The organism is Xenorhabdus cabanillasii, from assembly GCF_003386665.1.
In the GTDB taxonomy this organism is placed as follows: domain Bacteria; phylum Pseudomonadota; class Gammaproteobacteria; order Enterobacterales; family Enterobacteriaceae; genus Xenorhabdus; species Xenorhabdus cabanillasii.
Map to the genome: position 1 here is coordinate 2,885,627 of NZ_QTUB01000001.1, position 22,654 is coordinate 2,908,280.

Annotated in this window: 21 protein-coding genes, 1 pseudogene and 1 other annotated feature; of the genes and pseudogenes, 15 read left to right on the top strand and 7 right to left on the bottom strand. The window is 40.7% G+C overall.

Annotated elements, in window-relative coordinates:
• The first annotated feature begins 5 nt into the window (after positions 1-5).
• Complete coding sequence (gene prc, locus BDD26_RS13490) at positions 6-2,117, top strand: carboxy terminal-processing peptidase (protein WP_115826810.1); 2,112 nt, start codon at positions 6-8, stop codon at positions 2,115-2,117.
• Positions 2,118-2,313: 196 nt separating this feature from the next.
• A complete protein-coding gene (htpX, locus tag BDD26_RS13495; protein ID WP_038264965.1) occupies positions 2,314-3,198 on the top strand; it encodes a protease HtpX in 885 nt (294 codons plus the stop codon).
• Between the two features lie 234 nt (positions 3,199-3,432).
• Here htpX and BDD26_RS13500 read toward each other — a convergent pair whose 3' ends face one another.
• Together BDD26_RS13500 and BDD26_RS13505 are read right to left on the bottom strand one after the other, a co-directional pair.
• Positions 3,433-4,803, bottom strand: coding sequence for an L-cystine transporter (locus tag BDD26_RS13500; RefSeq protein ID WP_115826811.1), 1,371 nt, complete (start codon positions 4,801-4,803; stop codon positions 3,433-3,435).
• Positions 4,804-5,244: 441 nt separating this feature from the next.
• Positions 5,245-5,838, bottom strand: a complete 594-nt coding sequence (locus BDD26_RS13505; RefSeq protein WP_038264971.1) for a metal-dependent hydrolase — start codon at positions 5,836-5,838, stop codon at positions 5,245-5,247.
• 249 nt (positions 5,839-6,087) lie between these two features.
• Here BDD26_RS13505 and BDD26_RS13510 point away from each other — a divergent pair, with 249 nt between their 5' ends.
• The gene (locus BDD26_RS13510) at positions 6,088-6,627 is read left to right on the top strand and encodes a YniB family protein (RefSeq protein WP_115826812.1); all 540 of its coding nucleotides are present in this window, start codon (positions 6,088-6,090) and stop codon (positions 6,625-6,627) included.
• 206 nt (positions 6,628-6,833) lie between these two features.
• Here BDD26_RS13510 and BDD26_RS13515 read toward each other — a convergent pair whose 3' ends face one another.
• From BDD26_RS13515 to BDD26_RS13535, 5 genes are all read right to left on the bottom strand, one after another.
• Positions 6,834-7,697, bottom strand: coding sequence for a fructosamine kinase family protein (locus BDD26_RS13515; RefSeq protein ID WP_115826813.1), 864 nt, complete (start codon positions 7,695-7,697; stop codon positions 6,834-6,836).
• 146 nt (positions 7,698-7,843) lie between these two features.
• Positions 7,844-8,719: a metal ABC transporter permease gene (locus BDD26_RS13520; protein WP_115826814.1), complete on the bottom strand. Its 876-nt coding sequence runs from the start codon at positions 8,717-8,719 to the stop codon at positions 7,844-7,846.
• Entirely contained in the window at positions 8,703-9,590 is an 888-nt protein-coding gene (locus BDD26_RS13525) for a metal ABC transporter permease (protein WP_115826815.1), read from the bottom strand. The genes BDD26_RS13520 and BDD26_RS13525 overlap by 17 nt, the downstream gene beginning before the upstream one ends.
• Positions 9,587-10,486 carry a manganese/iron ABC transporter ATP-binding protein gene (locus tag BDD26_RS13530; protein WP_115826816.1) on the bottom strand — a complete coding sequence of 300 codons (900 nt, stop codon included), beginning with the start codon at positions 10,484-10,486 and terminating at the stop codon, positions 9,587-9,589. The genes BDD26_RS13525 and BDD26_RS13530 overlap by 4 nt, the downstream gene beginning before the upstream one ends.
• Complete coding sequence (locus tag BDD26_RS13535; protein ID WP_115826817.1) at positions 10,483-11,397, bottom strand: metal ABC transporter substrate-binding protein; 915 nt, start codon at positions 11,395-11,397, stop codon at positions 10,483-10,485. Before BDD26_RS13535 ends, BDD26_RS13530 begins: the two co-directional genes overlap by 4 nt.
• 293 nt (positions 11,398-11,690) lie before the next feature.
• On the opposite strand from BDD26_RS13535, the gene BDD26_RS13540 reads away from it, so the two are divergent.
• The 12 genes and pseudogenes from BDD26_RS13540 (at position 11,691) to btuC (ending at position 22,651) form a co-directional block, all read left to right on the top strand.
• On the top strand, positions 11,691-12,365 hold the full coding sequence (locus tag BDD26_RS13540; RefSeq protein WP_038265009.1) for a transglycosylase SLT domain-containing protein: 675 nt from the start codon (positions 11,691-11,693) through the stop codon (positions 12,363-12,365).
• A gap of 390 nt (positions 12,366-12,755) precedes the next feature.
• Positions 12,756-13,267, top strand: a pseudogene (locus BDD26_RS13545) (cupin domain-containing protein).
• 170 nt (positions 13,268-13,437) lie between these two features.
• Entirely contained in the window at positions 13,438-14,076 is a 639-nt protein-coding gene (locus BDD26_RS13550) for a hypothetical protein (RefSeq protein ID WP_038259547.1), read from the top strand.
• Positions 14,077-14,380: 304 nt separating this feature from the next.
• Positions 14,381-16,309, top strand: coding sequence for a threonine--tRNA ligase (gene thrS, locus BDD26_RS13555; RefSeq protein ID WP_115826818.1), 1,929 nt, complete (start codon positions 14,381-14,383; stop codon positions 16,307-16,309).
• Positions 16,310-16,312: 3 nt separating this feature from the next.
• Positions 16,313-16,852, top strand: coding sequence for a translation initiation factor IF-3 (gene infC / locus BDD26_RS13560; protein ID WP_072021977.1), 540 nt, complete (start codon positions 16,313-16,315; stop codon positions 16,850-16,852).
• Positions 16,853-16,944: 92 nt separating this feature from the next.
• Complete coding sequence (gene rpmI, locus BDD26_RS13565) at positions 16,945-17,142, top strand: 50S ribosomal protein L35 (RefSeq protein WP_006118955.1); 198 nt, start codon at positions 16,945-16,947, stop codon at positions 17,140-17,142.
• 42 nt (positions 17,143-17,184) lie between these two features.
• Positions 17,185-17,541, top strand: coding sequence for a 50S ribosomal protein L20 (gene rplT / locus BDD26_RS13570; protein ID WP_010847342.1), 357 nt, complete (start codon positions 17,185-17,187; stop codon positions 17,539-17,541).
• Between the two features lie 122 nt (positions 17,542-17,663).
• Positions 17,664-17,788: a sequence feature (Phe leader region), on the top strand.
• Entirely contained in the window at positions 17,670-17,714 is a 45-nt protein-coding gene (gene pheM / locus BDD26_RS20845) for a pheST operon leader peptide PheM (RefSeq protein WP_366301101.1), read from the top strand. (Overlaps the previous feature by 45 nt.)
• Positions 17,789-17,878: 90 nt before the next feature.
• Positions 17,879-18,862 (top strand): phenylalanine--tRNA ligase subunit alpha, encoded by a 984-nt coding sequence (gene pheS, locus BDD26_RS13575; RefSeq protein ID WP_038259544.1) that lies wholly within the window; start codon positions 17,879-17,881, stop codon positions 18,860-18,862.
• 14 nt (positions 18,863-18,876) lie between these two features.
• Positions 18,877-21,264, top strand: a complete 2,388-nt coding sequence (gene pheT / locus BDD26_RS13580; RefSeq protein WP_115826819.1) for a phenylalanine--tRNA ligase subunit beta — start codon at positions 18,877-18,879, stop codon at positions 21,262-21,264.
• 4 nt (positions 21,265-21,268) lie between these two features.
• The gene (gene ihfA, locus BDD26_RS13585; RefSeq protein ID WP_038259542.1) at positions 21,269-21,565 is read left to right on the top strand and encodes an integration host factor subunit alpha; all 297 of its coding nucleotides are present in this window, start codon (positions 21,269-21,271) and stop codon (positions 21,563-21,565) included.
• Positions 21,566-21,631: 66 nt separating this feature from the next.
• A complete protein-coding gene (gene btuC, locus BDD26_RS13590) occupies positions 21,632-22,651 on the top strand; it encodes a vitamin B12 ABC transporter permease BtuC (RefSeq protein ID WP_051502192.1) in 1,020 nt (339 codons plus the stop codon).
• Positions 22,652-22,654 lie beyond the last annotated feature (3 nt).

A 22,654-nucleotide genomic window follows, 5' to 3' on the forward strand; every position in this document is an offset into this window, starting at 1 on the left:
TGGGCATGAACAAACTCATTACTTTGGCTTTCGTTTTAGTGCTAACATTTTCTGGTATAGGGCACGCAAATACTGTTAATGACAGTGTGAATCGTAATAGTAATGCCACTAATGCTGATGTAGCTGGTGCTGGTACAGCAGGTGGAAATAATCCTCTTACTGTTACTATCAATCAGTTACCCGATCTAAAGCCAGAACCACAACATCCTACAGTGAGTAAACGGATCGTTTCCCGTTTTCTCCGCTCTCATTATCGCCATTTTAGTCTGGATGCTGATTTTTCAGGTAAGGTTTTTGATCGTTACCTAAATATGCTGGATTATGGACACAATGTTTTTCTTGCATCAGATATTGCACAATTTGCTGCGCAAAAAGGGATTTTAGGCAAAGAGCTTGAAAATGGTGATCTACATCTTCCATACGTATTATTTAATTTACAGCAGAAACGCCGTTTTGAACGCTATCAATATGCTCTTTCCCGATTGGAAAAGCCTATCAGTTTAGATGGCAACGATACGCTTGAAACTGAACGTGATAAGGCACCCTGGCCTACGAGTGTTGAAGAATTAGATAATCTTTGGGATGCCAAGATTAAATCCGATTGGATAAATCTCAAACTGTCAGGTAAAAATGACAAAGAGATCAAGGAAGTACTGACAAAACGCTATCGGACTTTATTGAAACACCTTACTCAGAGTAAAAGTGAAGAAGTTTTCCGAACAATTATGATGGCTTTTGCTCGTGAAATAGATCCGCATACCAGCTATCTCTCTCCTCGTGATACAGAACAGTTCAATTCAGAGATGAGCCTTTCTCTTGAAGGGATTGGGGCTGTTTTGCAGTATGATGATGAATATGTATCTGTTCGCTCACTGGTTGTGGGAGGGCCAGCAGCCAAAAGTAATTTACTCAAAGTTGGAGATAAAATTATTGGAGTGGGGCAGGCTGGTAAACCAATTGTAGATATTGTTGGTTGGCGTCTGGAAGATGTTGTTGCTCTGATTAAGGGGCCAAAAGGTAGTAAAGTCCGCCTTGACGTCATCCCAGGCACAAAAGGCGCTAAAAATCACATTATCACTTTAACGCGTGAAAATATCCGTCTTGAAGATAACGCAGTTAAGATGTCAGTTAAAACTGTTGGTAAAGAGAAGGTTGGGATCCTTGATATACCAAGTTTTTATGTCGGTTTGACTAATGATGTAAAAGTACAGCTGCAAAAACTGGCGAAACAAAATGTCTCTGCAATTGTCGTTGATTTACGTGGTAATGGTGGTGGTGCGCTAACAGAAGCTGTCTCACTTTCTGGCTTGTTTATCTCAACGGGGCCGATTGTGCAGATTAGAGATAATACAGGCCGGATTAAAGAAGATTCGGATACTGATGAGGCAATCTATTATAAAGGGCCTTTGGTTGTTTTAGTTGATAACCGAAGTGCTTCCGCATCTGAAATTTTTGCGGCTGCTATGCAAGATTATGGGCGTGGATTGATTGTTGGTGAGCCTACTTTTGGTAAAGGAACTGTCCAACAATATCGTTCTTTGAATCGCATTTATGATCAGATGCTAAGCCCTGATTGGCCAGAGATTGGCTCGGTACAATATACTATTCAGAAATTTTATCGGGTGAATGGTGGTAGTACTCAACTTAAAGGTGTAACGCCTGATATCCTTATGCCAACAGGGGAAGAACCATCTGACATAAGTGAAAGTCAGGAAGACAATGCCCTGCCATGGGATAGTATTCAATCGGCAAGTTATACTTCTTCAAAGAAAATTTCAGAGTTAGTACCGCTATTGACCAAACTGCATCATCAGCGTATCACCAATGACCCTGAGTTCAAATATATCAATCAGGATATTGCCTATTACAAGGTGCTAAAAGCGCGTCATGGTGTTTATTCGTTAAACTATGCAGAGCGAGATAAAGAAAATAAAGAATATGAGGCGATAAAATTAAATCGCATTAATGAGCGTTTTAAACGTGAAGGGAAGAAGTCACTTACATCACTTGATGATTTGGCAAAAGATTATAAAGGTCCAGATCCTTATTTAGATGAATCAGTACAGATTGCTTTAGATTTGTCTCATCAGTTTGCTGAAATGACTCAGGCGAAGTGATTGCAAACTTCGTTATGGATAAAAAGCCGGCTTGATAGTCGGCTTTTCTATTACTGGTTGGATCTTATATAATATTGTAAAGTTACGTCGATTCTGTCGCTTAACGTCTTAAAAAAATTGAATAATACGGGTTCAGCCCCCATCTTATGATTTACTTTTAGTTGAACTGTTTGATTATTATAGGAAGCCAATTTATATGATGCGAATTGCTTTGTTCCTGCTCACTAATCTGGCTGTTATGGTAGTGTTTGGGATAATACTTTCACTCACAGGAGTTCAGCGCAGTAGTGTAGCTGGTCTCATGATAATGGCTGGGTTGTTTGGTTTTGGTGGTGCATTTATTTCTCTGTTAATGTCTAAATGGATGGCATTACGTTCTGTTGGTGGTCAGGTTATTGAAAAGCCGTCTAACGAAATGGAATTTTGGCTGATGGAAACTGTCCGTCGCCAGTCTGATCAGGTTGGTATTACCATGCCACAGGTTGCTATTTATGATGCACCTGATATTAACGCATTTGCGACAGGAGCTCGCCGTAATGCTTCTTTGGTTGCTGTTAGTACTGGGTTACTGAATAACATGAGTCGTGATGAAGCAGAAGCTGTAATTGCTCATGAGATCAGCCATATTGCTAATGGTGACATGGTCACAATGACGTTATTGCAAGGGATTGTAAACACATTCGTTATCTTTATTTCACGTATCATCGCACAAGCGGCTGCAAGTTTCCTGTCCAGCAGCGATAATGAGAGCGAAAGCAGCAGTAATGGTAACCCTATTGTTTATATGATCCTTTCCATGGTTCTGGAGATTGTATTTGGTATTCTGGCAAGCATCATTACCATGTGGTTCTCCCGTTACCGTGAATTTCACGCAGATGCAGGGTCAGCGAAACTTGTCGGACGTGAAAAGATGATTGCTGCATTACAACGTCTCAAAACCAGTTATGAGCCTCAGGAAGAAGGCAGCATGATGGCGTTTTGTATTAATGGTAAGTCTAAAAGCTTCAGTGAGTTATTCTTATCTCACCCTCCATTAGATAAGCGTATTGAAGCTCTGCGTAGCGGTGAGTATATAAAGTAACATTCTTCTCTGATTTTTAGATGAAAGATTAAAAAAGTAATTAAAGTAAAAGCCGGGATTCAATGAACTCCGGCTTTTTTGATACTGTTTATCAGATAAGAAATGGAACTGAACTGAGAAAGTTTGGATGGAGGAAAAGGAAGGGGGATAAATCTTGAACCCCACCTTTGCTACTGAGATACAAAGGTGAGGGAAGGGAGTAATGAGTTGATCTTGATTAAGATTGACGCAATGTTACTTTATCTTGTTCGAATGTTTTTTATCAGTCTTACCCATTAATTGGCTGGTAATTGTGCCAGCAGCCATTGATCCGTTGACGTTTAACGCCGTGCGGCCCATATCGATAAGAGGTTCAACAGAGATCAACAGGGCGACTAAAGTGACAGGTAATCCCATTGCAGGCAGAACAATAAGCGCAGCAAAAGTAGCACCACCGCCAACACCAGCTACACCGGCAGAGCTGATTGTCACAATACCAATGAGAGTGGCTATCCATAGGGGGTCAAGAGGATCAATTCCAACAGTTGGAGCAACCATTACTGCTAACATGGCAGGATAAATACCTGCACAGCCATTTTGACCGATAGTTGCCCCGAATGAGGCGGAAAAGCTGGCTATAGATTCCGGGACACCAAGATGACGGCTTTGTGTCTCAACATTTAACGGAATGCTGGCAGCACTTGAACGGCTGGTAAAGGCAAATGTCAGTACAGGGCCTGCTTTTTTGAAGAACTTCAGAGGATTAATGCCTGTCAATGCCAGAAGGACGCCGTGTACAACAAACATCAGACCTAAAGCGACGTAGGAAGCAACAACAAAATTACCTAATTGTGCGATATCGTGAATATTGGAGCTGGCAACAACTTTAGTCATTAAGGCCATTACACCATATGGCGTGAGGCGCATAACCAGTCTGACAAGTTTCATTGCCCATGCCTGCATAGTATCGATAGCAACAAGTGCTCGCTCACCACGCTCGCGGTCATCTTTTATCATTTGTAATGCAGCAATTCCCAGGAATGTTGCAAAAATGACCACACTTATAATTGAAGTTGGGCTTGCTCCTGTGAGATCTGCAAATGGATTTTTAGGAATAAAAGAAAGGATTAATTGCGGCACACTCAGCTCTGAAACCCGATGGATATAGTTTGCTTCAATCGCTGACAGACGCGCAGTTTCTTGCGTACCTTGAATTAATCCGGCAGAAGTTAAGCCAAACATACTGGCGATAACAATAGCAATTAAAGCGGAAATGGCGGTAGTAAACAGTAAAGTACCGATAGTCAGGAAGCTGATTTTGCCTAAAGAAGACGCCTTATGCAGTCGTGCAACTGCACTCAGTATAGAGGCAAAAACCAATGGCATAATGACCATCTGTAACAATTGTACATAACCATTACCGACAATGTTGAACCATTTAATTGATTCTTTCACAATAGGATCGTGTGCACCATAAATCACATTTAATGCCAATCCAAAAAAAACGCCTACAATCAGGGCAATAAGAACTTTCTTGGATAGGCTCCATTGATCTGAACTCGTTTTAGCTAATACTACGAGCAGCGTTGCGAAAATCAGCACATTAATAATGAGTGGTAAATTCATCCCCAGTCTCCAATATTTTGACTAATATGATTTTTTTGTATGGAATATGCTTACTTCAGGTTATAACAAAAAGTTGCACCATATATTCTATTAACTATGCATGGTATCAATATAAGAATTGGCTTTCTTATAATTAAAAAGAATAAAATATAATTATTTATCACTAGCTAGTTCAATTAGTTATATGTGCTTATGTAATTTATTTTCACCTTGTTCAGGTTTGGTAACAATGTGCAGAGATTTACCGCGTGATATATGGGTTTCTTGGTGTTATATAATTAATATAATTCATATTGTTACATCAGAATAGGAGGACATAACTAACAAAATAGCAACGCTGAAGATGAAAATGATAAGTAAAAATTAAAAAGTAATACTTATATTTTGAGTTAACTCCCCATCTTTTAAATGGGGCTGTGGTTTGATTAAAAATAAACTCAATTACTTATATAGATTTTGTAATTTATCGATATTTAACTTATCAAGTGGCAGTTTATCGAATGGTAGTTTGTCTAAATAGTGCATAAACGAAAAATCGATGTACTGTGGAATGAGAATAGCAATTGCTACAATCAAAACGGCTATAAATCGTTCCGCTTTTTTGCGCTCTTTTCCCCTTAATATAGGGATTCGGAAACGCATCTTTAGTGGCCATAAGAGAGGGATACCTGCTGGAGTAAGCATATCTGCAACCAAATGGCTGATATAGCCTACGATCATGGCATGGAAAAAGTCAGTTGGTATGGGCCAGTCAGCAGGCATTTTGGTCTGAAAGAGAATAATGCCAACAACTAGTGCCAATAGGCTATGTGTGAATCCTCGATGCCCACAAAGTCGTGCAATAGGAATGGAAATAAAACGGAATAACCTGCCTAACGTTGAATGTGGATGATCAATATCAGGTAATAAAGAAGCCAAAAGCACACCAGGAAGCATATGCAACCAATCTCCCTGTGCTATTTCTGGCGTAATTTCTAGCTGATGAGCCAATACAAGGCTGGCAACTGAAAAGAGAAGATGCCCTTCTGCTGTCATAATTATTTATACTGAATTGTTTGTTATATTGATATTTATTGCTGTTTATGCATACAGTTCGCGCTAGTATAGAGGGTTTTGTATAAGTTGAATAGGGGTAAACAAGAAAAATCTTTTATTTATTAACATATAACACTAATATTTAACTGATTTTTGTCTAGAATAGTTATCCATGCTTCTGGAGATTCGTTCACTTACTGTCGCGTTATAACTTGAAATTTATTGGGTATATGCTCATGAGGAGTATTAATGACGTATCATCAAGCAAGATATGTCGCTATTGCGAAGCGGCTGTTGGGATGGATTATTTTTGTACCCGCTTTTTTGTCAACTTTAGTTTCAGTGGCTAACCTGATATGGCAACATGAGGTTAAAGGTGAGGGCATTAATGCAGTATTGAATGATTTTTTGAGAATGATGGCTGAAATGATCAAATTCAATACACCATTTTTGGATTTTTTTTGGAAGCACTCTCCAACTCCAGACTATGTGGCAATGATCACAGGGGCAAATGTCAGTTTTTTGGTTATCTATTTCCTGATGTTTGTTGGCTTGGCAATGAGTGCATCTGGTTTGAGGATATACCGCCAATTCAAATTTATTAAGGAACAAATTGAAGATCATATGGTCCTTGAGAAAGCTAAAGAGAGCGGTGTAACTAAGGAACAGTTGGAAGCTAAAATCGAATTTCCACGCCATTCATTATTCAGCCAAATATTCATTCTTTATATATCACCCATTATTATCGGCGCAATCGCCTATTTTTTATCGAAATTATTAGGTTGGTAATATATAAGATAGCTGCGAGAGTAGTTAGCTCTGCAGCTTACTGGTATATCCAAGAATAGAACGGAGAACTGTCTAAAATAGCACTCTGATATCGGGTAGTTATAATATTCGTAAATTGAGGGTATTAAAATCTAGTTATTAACTTTAACCATTGAATTAGACTTGAAAAAAGAAATTTTCCTTTATTATGTAGATAGTCTGAATGATTATTCAGATAATATATTATCGATTATGGTTTGCACGGCAATGAAACTATCGCCACCAAAAAGGTTACAGCGATTCAGTAAATAATAGAGCTGATAAAGTGGCTGTCGTTCAATAAAGTCTGGTGGCAATGGCCAAACACTTTGATAACCGTCAAGAACTTGCAGAGGCAATTCAGGATAGAAAGGGAGCATAGCAAGGTCACATTCACGATCTCCCCAATAACATGCAGGATCAAATGCTACGGCGCAATTGTTGTTTAATGATGCACAATTTGTTGGCCATAAATCGCCATGCAATAAAGAGGGTTCAGGTTGATGAGAATGCAGTTTGTCACTGATTTTTTGGACAATAGAATCGATATTCCCGAATACCATTCCCTTGTCTGCTGCAAGTTGTAACTGCCAGCCAATGCGCTTTTCTGCGTAAAATTGATTCCAGCGTTTTTGCCACCCATTAGGCTGTATTGTAGTGCCAAGCATATTGTCAAAATCAAAACCGAATTTCGGTTGTTCATTCCATTGGTGCAGCTTGGCAAGTTGTTGGCCAAAGCAATACGCGTTATGAGCATCGAATGGTTTTATAGGAAGGTATTCCAGTATAAGAAAACTATGACTACGATCATGCCCAACACCGTAAACTTCAGGTATGCGCGTTGTTTTACTACGTGCTAATAATTCCAGCTGTTCTGCTTCTGTTTTAAAAACAGTCAACATCTCTTTCGTGTTGGATTTAACAAAGATATGTTGTTCACCATACTCAATGGACCACGAGCGGTGAATGTCTCCTCCTGATAATTCCGTCTGATTGCAGATTTCTGCTTCACCAAAATGTTCACTTAATAGACGGCTAACAGTTTGCCACATGACTCACCTCATTAAGTTGACAATTACTATGATGCTCATAGTACATACAGAACCAACGATTGAACAGATTAAAAAGAAATTTAAATGCAATTGACAGGGCTATATTTAAATCAGATATAGCCCTTTAATTTGATTTTATTGAAGACTCATAATGATGGAGAGAATATGTCTCTGGTCAACTTTCTATGCATTTTTTTTCTGGCTAATTTTATTTGGTCATAAATAACGGCAAATGTGAAGAAAATAGCCTGAATGATAACAATGCATGGTCCTGTTTCACCATCAATATGGAAGCTGACTATTGTGCCTAAGACACTTGATAAAACAGATGCTATTATGGCGACAATCAACATTCGATCAAAACTCCGGCAAAGAATAAAAGCAATAATGCCGGGGGATATCAGCATAGCAATGACCAGAATAATACCGACGGCTTGTAATGAAGCGACAATGGTTAGAGCCAAAAGGGACAACAAGCTATAGTGGAGCAGTTTTACTGGCAGGCCAACCACTTTTGCTTGATTGGGGTCGAAGCAATAGAGCATGAAGTCTTTGCGTTTCAGCAGTACAACTGCCAGCGTGAACCCTGCAATGCAGAATGTCTGGATCAATTCATTTTCGGTAATTCCGAGTATACTGCCGAACAGAATATGGGTCAGATGTTGTTCCGTATCTATACGGGTAAAAAGTACTAACCCAAATGCAAACATGCCAGAAAACACAACACCCATTACGGTATCTTCTTTTATCCTGCTGTGTTCTTTCAGATATCCGGTGGCGAATGCACAGAATATTCCTGACAGGAAAGCACCGATTGCAAGTGGTATACCTGCGACAAATGCCAGAACGATACCCGGTAATACGGCGTGAGAGATGGCATCTCCCATCAATGACCAGCCTTTTAGCACTAAATAACATGATAGTACTGCGCAGACTGTACCGACCACGATAGCCGCAAAAATAGCGCGTTGCATGAAATCATGCAGAAAGGGTTCCGTGATGAGTTCAATTAGTGTACTCATGGTGTCCTCCTTGAGTTAATGCCTGAGATTCTTTTCTGGCTCGTTTGCGAGAAGCTAACATGCCATGCTTAGGTGCAAAAAAGAAAGCCAACAAGAAAATCAGAGTTTGTATTGTGACGATCACACCGCCGGTTGCGCCGTTGAGGAAATAGCTGATATAAGCGCCTACACAACTTGTTAGTGAGCCAATAGCAACCGAAATGATAAGTAAGTGTTTAAAACGATCTGTCAGCAAATAGGCCGTTGCTCCGGGAGTGACTACCATAGCAATAACCAGGATGGCTCCTACTGTTTGTAAAGCAGCAACAGTACAGGCACTTAATAAGGTAAAGAAAATAATTTTCAGGCGTAATGGTGATAACCCGATAGATCGGGCATGGACTTCATCAAAGAAAACGACCAGCAGATCTTTCCAGAGCAGCATGAGGATAACGAAGGATACGGCAATAATAATTTCTACTTGTAAAACATCTTTATCAGCAATACCCAGAATATTGCCGAGAATAATCGTCTGCACATTGACAGAAGTCGGATTTAAAGAAACGATTAATAACCCGGCGGCAAAAAAGGTGGAAAAGATAAAACCGATCACTGCATCTTCACGTAATCGTGTGATGTGACGAACCAGTGTCATTGATAATGCTGCAAGCATACCGGTAAAAAAAGCGCCTCCGGCATAAGGTAAGCCAAGAGCATATGCACCGGCAACACCGGGTACAACAGAGTGGGAGAGTGCATCCCCCATCAACGACCAACCTTTCAACATTAAATAAGCTGATAAAAAAGCACAGACAGCACCGACAATAGCACTTACCCACATGGCCTTAACCATGTAGTTATAATTAAACGGTTGTAACAATACTTCCATCATGGCTGGCTGTCCTTCTGTTTTTGATTTTGTCGTGGAGGAACATGATGGTTATGACCATAAAATACGGCGGCACGTTCGTCATCGGTAATGACAGTGAGGGAGCGTGGGTCATCATCATCATGGAGTTCGGGCCCAGAAAGATTGACATGGCGTAAGACACCGTCAAATGTCATTTCCAGATTCTTCTGAGTGAATGTTGTTTCAGTTGGGCCACTGGCCAGGACTGTTCGATTAATCAAAATAACGTGGTCGCAAAATTCGGGAACACTACCGAGGTTATGTGTTGACACTAAGATTAAGTGCCCTTCATCACGTAAATCACGGAGTAAATCGATAATAGCGTTTTCTGTCTTAACATCTACTCCGGTAAAAGGTTCATCCAGTAGCAGAACTTTTCCTTCCTGAGCCAGTGCTCGTGCCAGAAATGCACGTTTTTTCTGTCCGCCGGAAAGCTCACCAATTTGGCGATCGCGTAGTTCAATCAACCCGACACGTTCAAGTGAGTTATTCACGATTTGATGGTCAATTTTACTCGGCCTGCGTAGGAACCCCATTTTTCCATAGCGTCCCATCATCACAACATCAGAAACCAGAACCGGAAAATTCCAGTCAACATCTTCGGTTTGTGGAACGTATGCGATGATATTTTGTTTCAATGCTGTTTTAATGGATTGGGCATTGAGAGTCACTTTTCCTTGAGAAGGTGTCACTAATCCCATAATGGTTTTAAACAATGTGGATTTTCCACTACCGTTCATACCGACTAACGCACAGATTGTGCCGCCTTTAATATCGAAACAGGCATCGTAGATTGCAGTATGTCCATTGTTGTAAGTAACAGTAGCGTTATTAACCAATAAATGTGGATGTTCAAATAGTGACGATGTGTTTCTCATTGATTAAATCCTTTTGCGATGGTGTCTACTGTCGTATTCAGTAGGTCAATATATGTCGGCACTGGGCCTTTTGATGTAGAAAGAGAGTCAACATAAAGCACCCCGCCGTAACGAGCACCGGTCTCTTTACTGACTTGTTTTGCTGGCTTATCTGAAACAGTACTTTCACTGAAGATAACAGGGATCTTATGTTTCATCATAGTATCAATGACATGGCGAACCTGCTGTGGTGTGCCTTGGGCTTCAGCATTGATCGGCCATAAATAGACTTCTTTGAAACCATAATCCTGAGTGAGATAGCTAAAAGCGCCTTCACTGGTTACTAACCAACGCTCATTTTCGGGAATACGAGAAAGGCGCTCTCTTAGTGGTACATCCAGTTTGGCTATCTTATCGGCATAGATTTTTGCATTGCGATTGTAAGTATCTGCATTCGCTGGATCGTGTTTGACTAAGGCTTTGCGAATATTTTCAATGTAGATTAACGCATTGTTCGGGGACATCCAGGCATGTGGATTGGGATTTTGATTGTAAGGTCCTTCACGGATTGGAAGCGGTGTAATGCCTTCGGTAATCACTGCAACAGGAATATCCTGCATATTTTCGAAAAAGCGTTCAAACCAACGTTCAAGATTCAGGCCATTCCAGAGGATTAGATCTGCTCGCTTCGCTTTAATAATATCTTTTGGGGTGGGTTGATAATCGTGAATTTCTGCTCCGGGTTTTGTGATTGACTCTACAATCGCTGCATCGCCTGCGATATTTTGAGCCATGTCTTGAATAATAGTAAATGTAGTAACGACCCTGAATTTTTTATCAGCATGGGCCTGTTGGCTGAATAGAATAATCGAGAAGAGAGCAACGACTATACTGAGTATCGGGAGTGCAGAGAGCGAATGTTTTTTGTTCATTAGCGTAAACCTTATTTTTTATGTCTGTAATTATTGATAATGATTATCAGTATCACCTTTGTAAAGTCAAGGTGACGCTGTCATATGGAGGATAATTTTGTAGACCTTCCTGAATTTTCTTCCCGTTTTTGGAATTACTATGCGAACAAAAAAACAGCACATTGTCTAGTGTTTTGAAGTTTATTGGATATAACGACTTCAATTTATTTTGATGAGATATATAAAAATATTTTTATTTTATTTAAAAAATTATATATGCTTTATAAGGTTAATTTTAGTTCAGGAGGATTTTCGTGAGACTAAATTTTATTCATGCTTATATTTTTCTGGCAATATTGTTAACGGGCTGTGCCAGTCAGGAATCTCATCAAGTAAAGAATCATAGTCCATCGCCTAAAGGAATATTCAGTGGTAATAATGTTGTTTTGGGTTCTGGTAAATTGACAAATCGAACCAGAACAACGCCATTTGATGAGATTATTGAGCAAGCTGCAAAGCGTTATGGTGTTGATGAAACTTTGATCAAGGCAATTATCCAGGTGGAATCCGGTTTCCGTCCAGAAGTTATCAGTAGATCTAATGCGGTTGGATTGATGCAGATTAAGGCCTCTACAGCAGGACGGGATGCCTATCGATTGAAAGGGAAACCGGGGCAACCAACGATACGAGAATTGAAAGATCCTAAAACTAATATTGATCTTGGCACTGCTTATATCAGTATCTTGAAAAAGCAGCACTTGGAAGGGATTATCCATCCTGAAACTTTATATTATGCGACGATAGTCGCTTATGTTAATGGTGCAGGGGCACTACTGCGAGCCTTTGACTCCAATCGTACTCTGGCGATTAATAAAATTAACCGAATGACTCCGGATGAATTTTATCAATATGTTCAGAATAATCACCCTGCACCGCAAGCACCTCGTTATTTATGGAAAGTGAAGAATGCTTATCGTGCCTTAGAGTAGTGTGATTTTTAATATGTTTTGAGTATTTATTGTGTTGATGAAATTGACAGAAGACTTTAGTTTTGTTTTATTTTTTCCGTAAGTAGAAAATGCAGTTTATTACTTGTATTCTGTTAACATATATAAAAGATAAATAGATTTGGTTATTAACGATATATCGAGGATTTACCTTCGAAGATATTAATATCTTTAGGCTTCAAGAGTTCTGTAGAGTAACGGAGATGGAAGCATATCAAAATAATTTATAAGTAAATATATTAAATTATTATACGAGGCGATTTATTTCCGAATTGGGGTTTGAAATAGGAGAAACTATGTTAGTTAAACATAGTTATTGGAATAAAATAATTTAATTATCTTACTATCAACAATTATTGATTAGGAAAAGTAATGTCATTAAAACAAAAAAATAGAAGGCCTGAGTGTATCCAACACTGGACACAAAATGAAGAGGAAGAGGGACTAGGATATTCTGATAGCGATGAAATATTCACTATAGGTTCTTCTCTTGGTGAATCTCTGGGACACTAAAGAAAATAGGTATTCATCATGAACGTGTATTGCCTGGTCGCAGAACGTCCTATCCTCACGCAGAGAGAGATGAAGAAGAGTTTGTATATGTCCTCGAAGGAACTCCCGATGTATGGATTAATGGAAAGTTATATCGATTAGAACCTGGGGATGCGGTTGGGTTTCCTGCGGGTACAGGAATTTGTCATACAGTAATTAATAATACTGATTCAGAAGTCAGTTTACTGGTTGTAGGAGAGAAAAGTAAACCTGAACATAAAATTTGGTATCCACTGAACCAGGAATATCAAAAAACTATAAGTAGAGGATGGGATTTTCCTCCTGAGCAGATATTTGATGAGCATGACGGTAAGCCCGATAAAAATAGATAAATTATGTTACATTGTTATCCCTAAACTATCTGCTATACAGGTGGTTTTTTACATAAGTATAGCTCCATGTAAACAGAATGAATGCTGTCAGTAAAAGATAATATGAAAGAGAAAAATTTGAATATGACGTTCATACTATAGTCATCTGATTAAACTATGATGGTGAATGTATGTTTGATGATTTGCTTGATTGGTCAATAAGAAACTATTCTGCGATAGCATCAATATTGTCTGCTTTAACTGCATTTCTTGGCGGAATTTGGATAATGCTTAAAAATTTCTATAGCAGTTTAAATTTCTTGAGAAATAGGAGGCTAACAAACAATATTGATTATCTTGAAAAATATGATGAATATCTGAGTCAGGAAGATAAAAAATATATCAAAAACATTATTACTTCTGAGATTATGTTTAAAGTAACCAGGATTAAATCAAAGGAACTTAGACACCTGGTCATAAAGCTCGCTGCTCTCGGCATTGAATCAGGTTATATATTCGATATTAGAAGATTGAAAAGATATGTGATAGTGAATGCAGATATTGCAAAGATAAAGATTGACGCTTCTTATGTGGTAACTTATTGGATTGAAAAGTTAATGTCTATCGTTATTTTTGCTTTAATGATTTTCATCGTTTTTAAAACCCTGTATATCGATAATCCAAATATCTCCAGTTTGGAGTTTCTGGTGATGATATGCCTCGTTATCATCTTAGAGTTGTTAGGCATTTGCTTTTTAACATTGAGTGTATCTCCCAGACGAATAAAGAGAATAAATACGGAATTAGCTAAACATAAGTTGGATAATTAATGTTCAATGGTTGAAGCTGAGAAATCATAACGAAATTTGCTGCCTTATTTGGCGAAAAGAATTGTGTTAATAGAATGATAATTCTTATGTTGTTCTTTTTATTTGTTGCTAAATGATATGGGTGATAACATCCTCTCCCGAGTTAAGGCGGTGTACATGAGTCGTTTGTAATTTTGTGTACTTAACTGTGTACATAACTTGCATGGTGCAGCAAGTGCCCGTAATTAACGTATTGAACTTTAAGGTAAAATATTTCATACAAGTGATCTTTCGTGTGGGTCACCACTGTAGATAAGGATTTTAAATGCCTGTAATTACTCTTCCTGACGGTAGTCAGCGTCAGTTTGAGCATGCCGTCTCTGTGATGGATGTTGCTCGCGATATCGGGGCTGGTTTGGCAAAAGCGTGTATTGCTGGTCGTGTTAATGGCGAATTGGTGGATACATGTGAATTAATCGAAACCGATTCCACTCTTGCTATCATCACCAGTAAAGATGAAGAAGGTCTGGAAATCATCCGCCATTCATGTGCTCATTTATTGGGGCATGCAATCAAGCAATTGTGGCCTAATACGAAAATGGCAATTGGTCCTGTGATTGACAACGGTTTCTATTACGATATCGATTTAGATCGCTCTTTGACGCAGGAAGATATTGAGCTGCTTGAGAAACGCATGTTGGAACTTGCCAAGAAAGACTATGATGTTATCAAGAAAAGAGTCACTTGGCAGGAAGCCCGTGATACTTTTGCGGCTCGTGGTGAAGAGTATAAAATCCAGATTCTGGATGAAAATATCAGCCGTGATGATCGCCCTGGCCTGTATCATCATGAAGAGTACGTGGATATGTGCCGCGGCCCTCACGTACCTAACATGCGTTTTTGTCATCATTTCAAATTGCAGAAAGTTGCAGGTGCATATTGGCGCGGCAACAGCGATAACAAAATGTTGCAACGTATTTATGGTACTGCATGGGCGGATAAAAAACAGCTTAACGCTTATTTGTTGCGTCTGGAAGAAGCTGCAAAACGTGACCATCGTAAAATTGGTAAGCAGCTTGATTTATACCATATGCAGGAAGAAGCGCCGGGTATGGCATTCTGGCACAATGACGGTTGGACTATTTTCCGTGAGCTGGAAACTTTTGTTCGTGTCAAATTGAAAGAGTACCAATATCAGGAAGTCAAAGGCCCATTCATGATGGACCGCATCTTGTGGGAAAAAACCGGGCACTGGGAAAACTATAAAGAGAACATGTTCACCACATCATCGGAAAACCGTGAATACTGCGTAAAACCGATGAACTGCCCTGGCCACGTCCAGATTTTCAACCAAGGGTTAAAATCCTACCGTGATCTGCCTCTGCGTATGGCTGAGTTCGGTAGTTGTCATCGTAATGAGCCTTCAGGTGCATTACATGGTTTGATGCGTGTCCGCGGTTTTACTCAGGATGATGCTCATGTTTTCTGTACTGAAGAGCAGATCCTGCAAGAAGTCAGCAACTGCATCAAAATGATTTATGATGTATACGCTACATTCGGTTTTGAGAAGATTGTTGTTAAGCTATCGACTCGTCCGGAAAAACGCATTGGTACTGAAAAACAGTGGGATGAAGCGGAAGCTGATCTCGCAGAAGCGCTGAAAATGAATGGTATTGAATTTGAATATCAGCCTGGTGAAGGTGCGTTTTATGGCCCTAAAATTGAATTTACTTTGTATGATTGTTTGGATCGTGCGTGGCAATGTGGTACTGTGCAGCTAGATTTTTCACTGCCAGCGCGTTTGAGTGCGTCATATGTCGGTGAAAATAACGAACGTAAGGTTCCTGTAATGATCCATCGTGCTGTTCTTGGTTCCCTTGAACGGTTCATCGGTATTCTGACAGAAGAGTATGCTGGGTTCTTCCCAACATGGCTGGCACCTCAACAGGTAGTTGTCATGAATATTACGGATGGTCAGTCAGATTATGTACAGGAATTGGTTAAAAAACTTCAAGATGCAGGCATTCGTGCAAAAGCAGACTTGAGAAACGAGAAGATTGGCTTTAAAATTCGCGAACACACTCTGCGTCGAGTGCCTTATATGCTTGTCTGTGGTGATAAAGAGGTCGAGTCAGGAAAAGTTTCCGTTCGTACCCGCCGAGGCAAGGATTTAGGTAGCATAGATGTCAGTGAGTTTACAGAGAAACTACTGACAGAAATACGTAGTCGTAATCTTCGTCAATTGGAGGAATAAGGTATTAAAGGCGGAAAAAGAATTCAACCGGCGCGCCCAAATCGCATTAATGAAGAGATTCGCGCCTCTGAAGTTCGTTTAACTGGGTTAGATGGCGAACAGATTGGTATTGTCAGTCTGAGGGAAGCTCTTGAAAAAGCTGAGGAAGCTGGTGTTGATTTGGTGGAAATCAGCCCAAATGCCGAACCGCCGGTTTGTCGTATCATGGATTACGGCAAGTTCCTCTATGAGAAGAGTAAGTCAATCAAAGAACAGAAAAAGAAACAAAAGGTTATTCAGGTCAAGGAAATTAAATTCCGTCCTGGTACAGATGAAGGCGACTATCAGGTCAAACTACGCAACCTGGTTCGTTTTCTGGAAGATGGCGATAAAGCCAAAATCACTCTGCGTTTCCGTGGACGTGAAATGGCGCATCAGCAGATTGGTATCGAAATGCTTAACCGCATTCGTGACGATCTGAGTGAACTGGCTGTAGTCGAATCCTTCCCATCGAAGATCGAAGGCCGCCAGATGATCATGGTGCTCGCTCCTAAGAAGAAATAGTCAGGCAGACAAGTAATAGGCTCTAACCATTTGGATGGAGTCTATTCGCCTTACTAGTTCGTTGTAATTAACAATGCGAAGTGGATATTAAAATGCCAAAGATTAAAACAGTACGCGGCGCAGCTAAACGCTTCAAGAAAACTGCAAGCGGCGGTTTCAAGCGTAAGCACGCTAACCTTCGTCACATTCTGACTAAAAAATCAACTAAGCGTAAACGTCATTTACGTCCAAAAGGCATGGTCTCCAAAGGTGATCTGGGCCTGGTTGTTGCTTGTCTGCCATACGCATAAGCAATTTTTTAGATTAGAACTCAGAGACGATAGGAGAAGTATATGGCTCGCGTAAAACGTGGTGTTATTGCCCGTGCACGTCACAAGAAAATTTTGAAACAAGCGAAAGGTTACTACGGTGCTCGTTCGCGCGTTTATCGTGTTGCTTTCCAGGCTGTTATCAAAGCTGGTCAGTACGCTTACCGTGACCGCCGTCAGCGTAAACGTCAATTCCGTCAACTGTGGATTGCTCGTATCAACGCTGCTGCACGTCAGAACGGCATGTCTTACAGCCGTTTCATCAACGGTCTGAAAAAGGCTTCGATTGAAATTGACCGTAAGATTCTGGCTGATATCGCTGTATTCGACAAAGTAGCATTTGCTGCTCTGGTTGAAAAAGCGAAGGGCGCTCTGGCATAAGTCAGGTTAGAAGAGGGAGCAACGCTCCCTCTTTTACTTTTTTCAAAAATATGCTTACTATTAGTCAAGTTTGCTGGTCAGGTGAAAATAGCCGGCTTAAAAATGATATAGGAGAGAGAATAAAAATGATGAAATTAGCCTTTTTTCGTTTCTTTTTTTACTTTAGCACCTAAAATCAGGGGGCTTTGCGCGTAAGAAAAGAAACGAAAAACAGCGCTTGAGCCTCCGGTATGGAGGCTTTTTTATTTCTATGACCTCATTTACAGATATACACATATTGATGAGGGCATAGTCGATAACAACTAAAAGGCCATCTGGCCGAAGGAAGAGGAAAACGATGTCACATCTTACTGAGCTGGTTGCAAAGGCAAAAGCAGCCGTGGAAGAAGCCCAGGATGTTGCCGCGTTGGATTTGGTGCGAGTTGAATACCTGGGAAAAAAAGGCCATTTAACTCTCCAGATGTCATCGCTGCGTGACTTGTCTGCCGAGGAACGTCCAGCAGCAGGGGCTGTTATTAATCAGGCAAAACAAGAAGTCCAGGAAGCTTTGAATGCACGTAAGGCCAAATTGGAAGCGGATGTCCTGAATGCCCGTTTGGCAGCAGAGAAAATTGATGTTTCATTGCCTGGCCGTCGTATGGAAAATGGCGGATTACATCCTGTCACTCGCACGATTGAACGAATCGAGACTTTCTTTGGTGAGTTGGGCTTTTCTGTTGAATCAGGCCCGGAAATTGAAGACAGCTATTATAACTTTGATGCCCTGAATATTCCTTCGCATCATCCGGCTCGTGCTGATCATGATACTTTCTGGTTTGATGCAACGCGTTTGCTGCGCACACAAACCTCAGGGGTACAGATTCGTACAATGAAAGATCGTCAGCCGCCGATCCGCATTATTGCTCCTGGCCGTGTATACCGAAATGATTATGATCAGACACACTCGCCAATGTTTCATCAGATAGAAGGGTTGATTGTTGATAAAAATATCAGCTTCACCAATCTGAAAGGTACGCTACATGATTTTTTGAACAATTTCTTTGAAGAAGATATGCAAGTTCGTTTCCGTCCGTCTTATTTTCCATTTACTGAGCCATCCGCAGAAGTTGATGTGATGGGGAAAAACGGCAAGTGGTTGGAAGTATTAGGCTGTGGCATGGTGCATCCGAACGTATTGCGTAATGTAGGTATTGATCCTGAAGTTTATTCTGGCTTTGCCTTTGGTATGGGAATGGAACGCTTGACTATGCTGCGTTACGGCGTTACCGATCTGCGTGCTTTCTTCGAAAATGATCTGCGCTTCCTTAAACAGTTTAAATAAGGCGGGAATATCTCATGAAATTCAGTGAACTCTGGTTACGCGAGTGGGCGAATCCTGCTATCAGCAGTGAAGAATTGTCTGATCAAATCACCATGGCAGGTTTGGAAGTTGATGGTGTTGAAAAAGTAGCGGGTCAATTCCACGGTGTTTTTGTTGGTGAAGTTGTTGAGTGTGCTCAGCATCCGAATGCGGATAAATTGCGCGTTACAAAAGTCAATGTAGGTGGCGATCGCCTGTTGGATATTGTCTGTGGTGCGCCAAATTGTCGTCAGGGGCTTCGTGTAGCTGTTGCTACTGTTGGCGCTGTACTACCGGGTGATTTCAAAATAAAAGCTGCCAAATTACGTGGTGAACCATCAGAAGGTATGCTTTGTTCATTTTCCGAACTGGGAATTGCCAGTGATCAGGATGGTATCATCGAACTGCCTGCGGATGCGTCAATTGGCTCCGACTTACGTGATTACATGAAGCTGGATGATAATGCGATTGAAATCAGCATTACACCTAACCGTGCTGATTGCTTGAGCATTCAGGGTGTTGCACGTGATGTTGCTGTTATCAATAAACTGTCAATGACTCAGCCAGAAATCGAATCTGTTAAATCATCTACAGATGCGACATTCCCTATCCGTGTTGATGCACCAGAAGCTTGCCCACGTTATCTGGGACGAGTTATCAAGAATGTTAATGTTAAGGCAGTGACACCATTATGGATGCGTGAAAAGCTGCGTCGTGGTGGTATTCGTTCTATTGATCCTGTTGTTGATGTGACCAATTATGTATTACTTGAATTGGGTCAACCATTGCACGCATTCGATTTAGAACGTCTAAGCGGTTCAATTATCGTGCGTATGGCAGAGCAGGGTGAAAAATTAACACTGCTAGATGGTAATCAAGCGGAACTTTCTGCTGATACTCTTGTCATTGCTGATGAAAAGCAACCACTTGCAATCGCAGGTATTTTCGGCGGCGAATATTCTGGAGTTAATGCTGAAACTCAGCATATTCTGCTGGAGAGTGCTTTCTTTGCACCATTGGCAATTACAGGTCGTGCCCGTCGTTATGGCCTGCATACAGATGCTTCTCATCGTTTTGAACGAGGCGTTGATCCACAGCTTCAATACAAAGCGATGGAATATGCGACTCAGTTATTGACTGCTATTTGTGGTGGGGAAGCTGGTGAGATCATCGATGTTACCAGTGAATCTCATCTGCCGAAGCCAGCAACTATTACTCTGACCCGCAGCAAATTGAATCGTTTGATTGGCCATCATATTGCTGATGAACAAGTAACGGATATTCTGGCACGTTTAGGTTGTCAGGTAACAGAACATAATGATAGTTGGGAAACAGTTGCACCAAGCTGGCGTTTCGATATGCAGATTGAAGAAGATCTGGTTGAAGAAGTTGCCCGTATTTATGGTTATAACAATATCCCTGATGTACCTGTACGTGCTGATTTGGTAATGATTTCACATCGTGAAGCGGATTTATCCCTGAAACGTGTAAAAACCATGCTGGTGGACAAAGGTTATCAGGAAGCTATTACCTATAGTTTTGTTGATCCTAAGATCCAGCAATATTTGCACCCACAGCAAGAAGCATTGATCCTGCCAAATCCAATTTCAGCTGATATGTCTGCAATGCGTCTGTCTTTGTTGACAGGATTATTGACTACTGTTGCGTATAATCAGAACCGTCAACAGAATAGAGTTCGATTATTTGAAACAGGTCTACGTTTTGTACCTGATGAAAGCGCAGAATATGGAATTCGGCAGGAATTGATGCTTGGTGGTGTAATTGCCGGAAATCGTTTCGATGAACACTGGTTGATTGAAAAACAAGCAGTTGACTTCTTTGATCTGAAAGGTGATTTAGAATCTGTTTTAGAAATGACGGGTAAACTATCCGAGATTTCTTTTAAAGCAGAAGAACATCCTGCTTTGCATCCCGGACAAAGTGCTGGGATTTATCTGGGAAATAATTACATTGGTTATATTGGGGTTGTTCATCCAGAGCTGGAACGTAAACTTGACTTGAATGGCCGCACCGTGGTATTCGAATTGTTGTGGGCCAACCTTGCGGACCGCATAATTCCAGAAATGAAGGAAGTTTCTCGCTTCCCATCCAATCGCCGTGATATCGCGATAGTTGTGCCTGAAAATGTAGCCGCAGAAGATATTCTGGTTGAATGTAAGAAAGTTGGCATAAATCATATAGTTGGCATAAACTTATTTGACGTGTATTGTGGTAAAGGTGTCGCGGAAGGCTGTAAAAGCCTTGCTATTAGCTTAATCTTGCAGGATACCTCGCGTACACTGGAAGAAGAAGAGATTGCTGCGACCGTTAACAAATGCGTTGCTGCATTAGAACAGCGATTCCAAGCATCCTTGAGGGACTGAACTTATGGCGCTTACTAAAGCTGAAATGTCAGAAAATCTGTTTGAAAAACTGGGTATTAGCAAACGTGACGCTAAAGATCTAGTGGAAATATTCTTTGAAGAAGTGCGTCGTTCTTTGGAGAATGGGGAGCAGGTTAAGTTATCTGGATTTGGCAACTTTGATTTGAGAGATAAAAACCAACGTCCAGGCCGTAACCCGAAGACAGGCGAGGATATTCCAATTACTGCTCGCCGAGTTGTCACTTTTCGCCCGGGGCAGAAGTTGAAAAGTCGGGTAGAAAGAGCTTTACCAAAAGAATAATGCATAAAAAGACCGCCATTAAGCGGTCTTTTTTCTTATTTTCCATTCTGAATAATTTCACTCTTCATGTTACCTACACACTCTTTATCGACACTTTCTGTCACTGAATTGATCACACGCCAGAGAAAACGTGATTATCGGATGATGATTTTTTTATTCGCTTTGTCAATTGTGCTGTTTATTTTATCACTGTGTGCCGGGGAAATATGGTTCTGGCCCAATCAATGGTTGTCTGATCCTGCACGGCTTTTTATTTGGCAATTAAGATTGCCCAGAGCACTGGCGGTGTTTGCCGTTGGTGCAAGTTTGGCGGCGTCTGGTGCAGTTATGCAGGCATTATTTGAAAATCCATTGGCTGAACCCGGACTATTAGGAATTAGTAATGGTGCGGGAGTCGTGGTTGTTTTTTTGATCCTTGTTTTTCATGGTATTGCTCCATTGTGGATATTAAGTACCGGTGCAGTTTTAGGCGCACTACTTATGACCACGATTTTATTCGCTTTCTCTAAAAGGCACCGGGTGACTAATGCACGCTTATTATTAATTGGCGTAGCTTTCGGTGTTGTATTCGGAGCTATGATGACATGGATGGTTTATTTCAGCACCAGTCTGGACTTGCGCCAATTGATGTACTGGATGATGGGTAGTTTTAGCGGTATTGATTGGCGGCAGATATGGCTGGTGATCGCACTGATCCCTGTTATTTTCTGGTTAAGCGGAACCGGGAAGATACTTAATTATCTCTCCCTGGGGGAATTGCAGGCGCAACAATTGGGTATATCTCATAATAAATGGCGTAATTTATTTGTATCGGCAGTGGGATTATTGGTTGGTTTAAGTGTTGCCCTTGCCGGAGCGATCAGTTTTATCGGTTTGGTGCTTCCCCATATTTTGAGGCTGCTTGGTCTTACGGATCATAAGACTTTACTACCAACCTGTACATTGGCGGGAGGGAGTTGCTTGCTGTTGGCAGATTTAATTTCTCGTTTATCTTTATCCCATGCTGAAGTACCGATCGGTGTTGTTACAGTAACGTTGGGAGCCCCCGTTTTTATCTGGCTGTTATTAAAAACACCCCGGACATAGCTA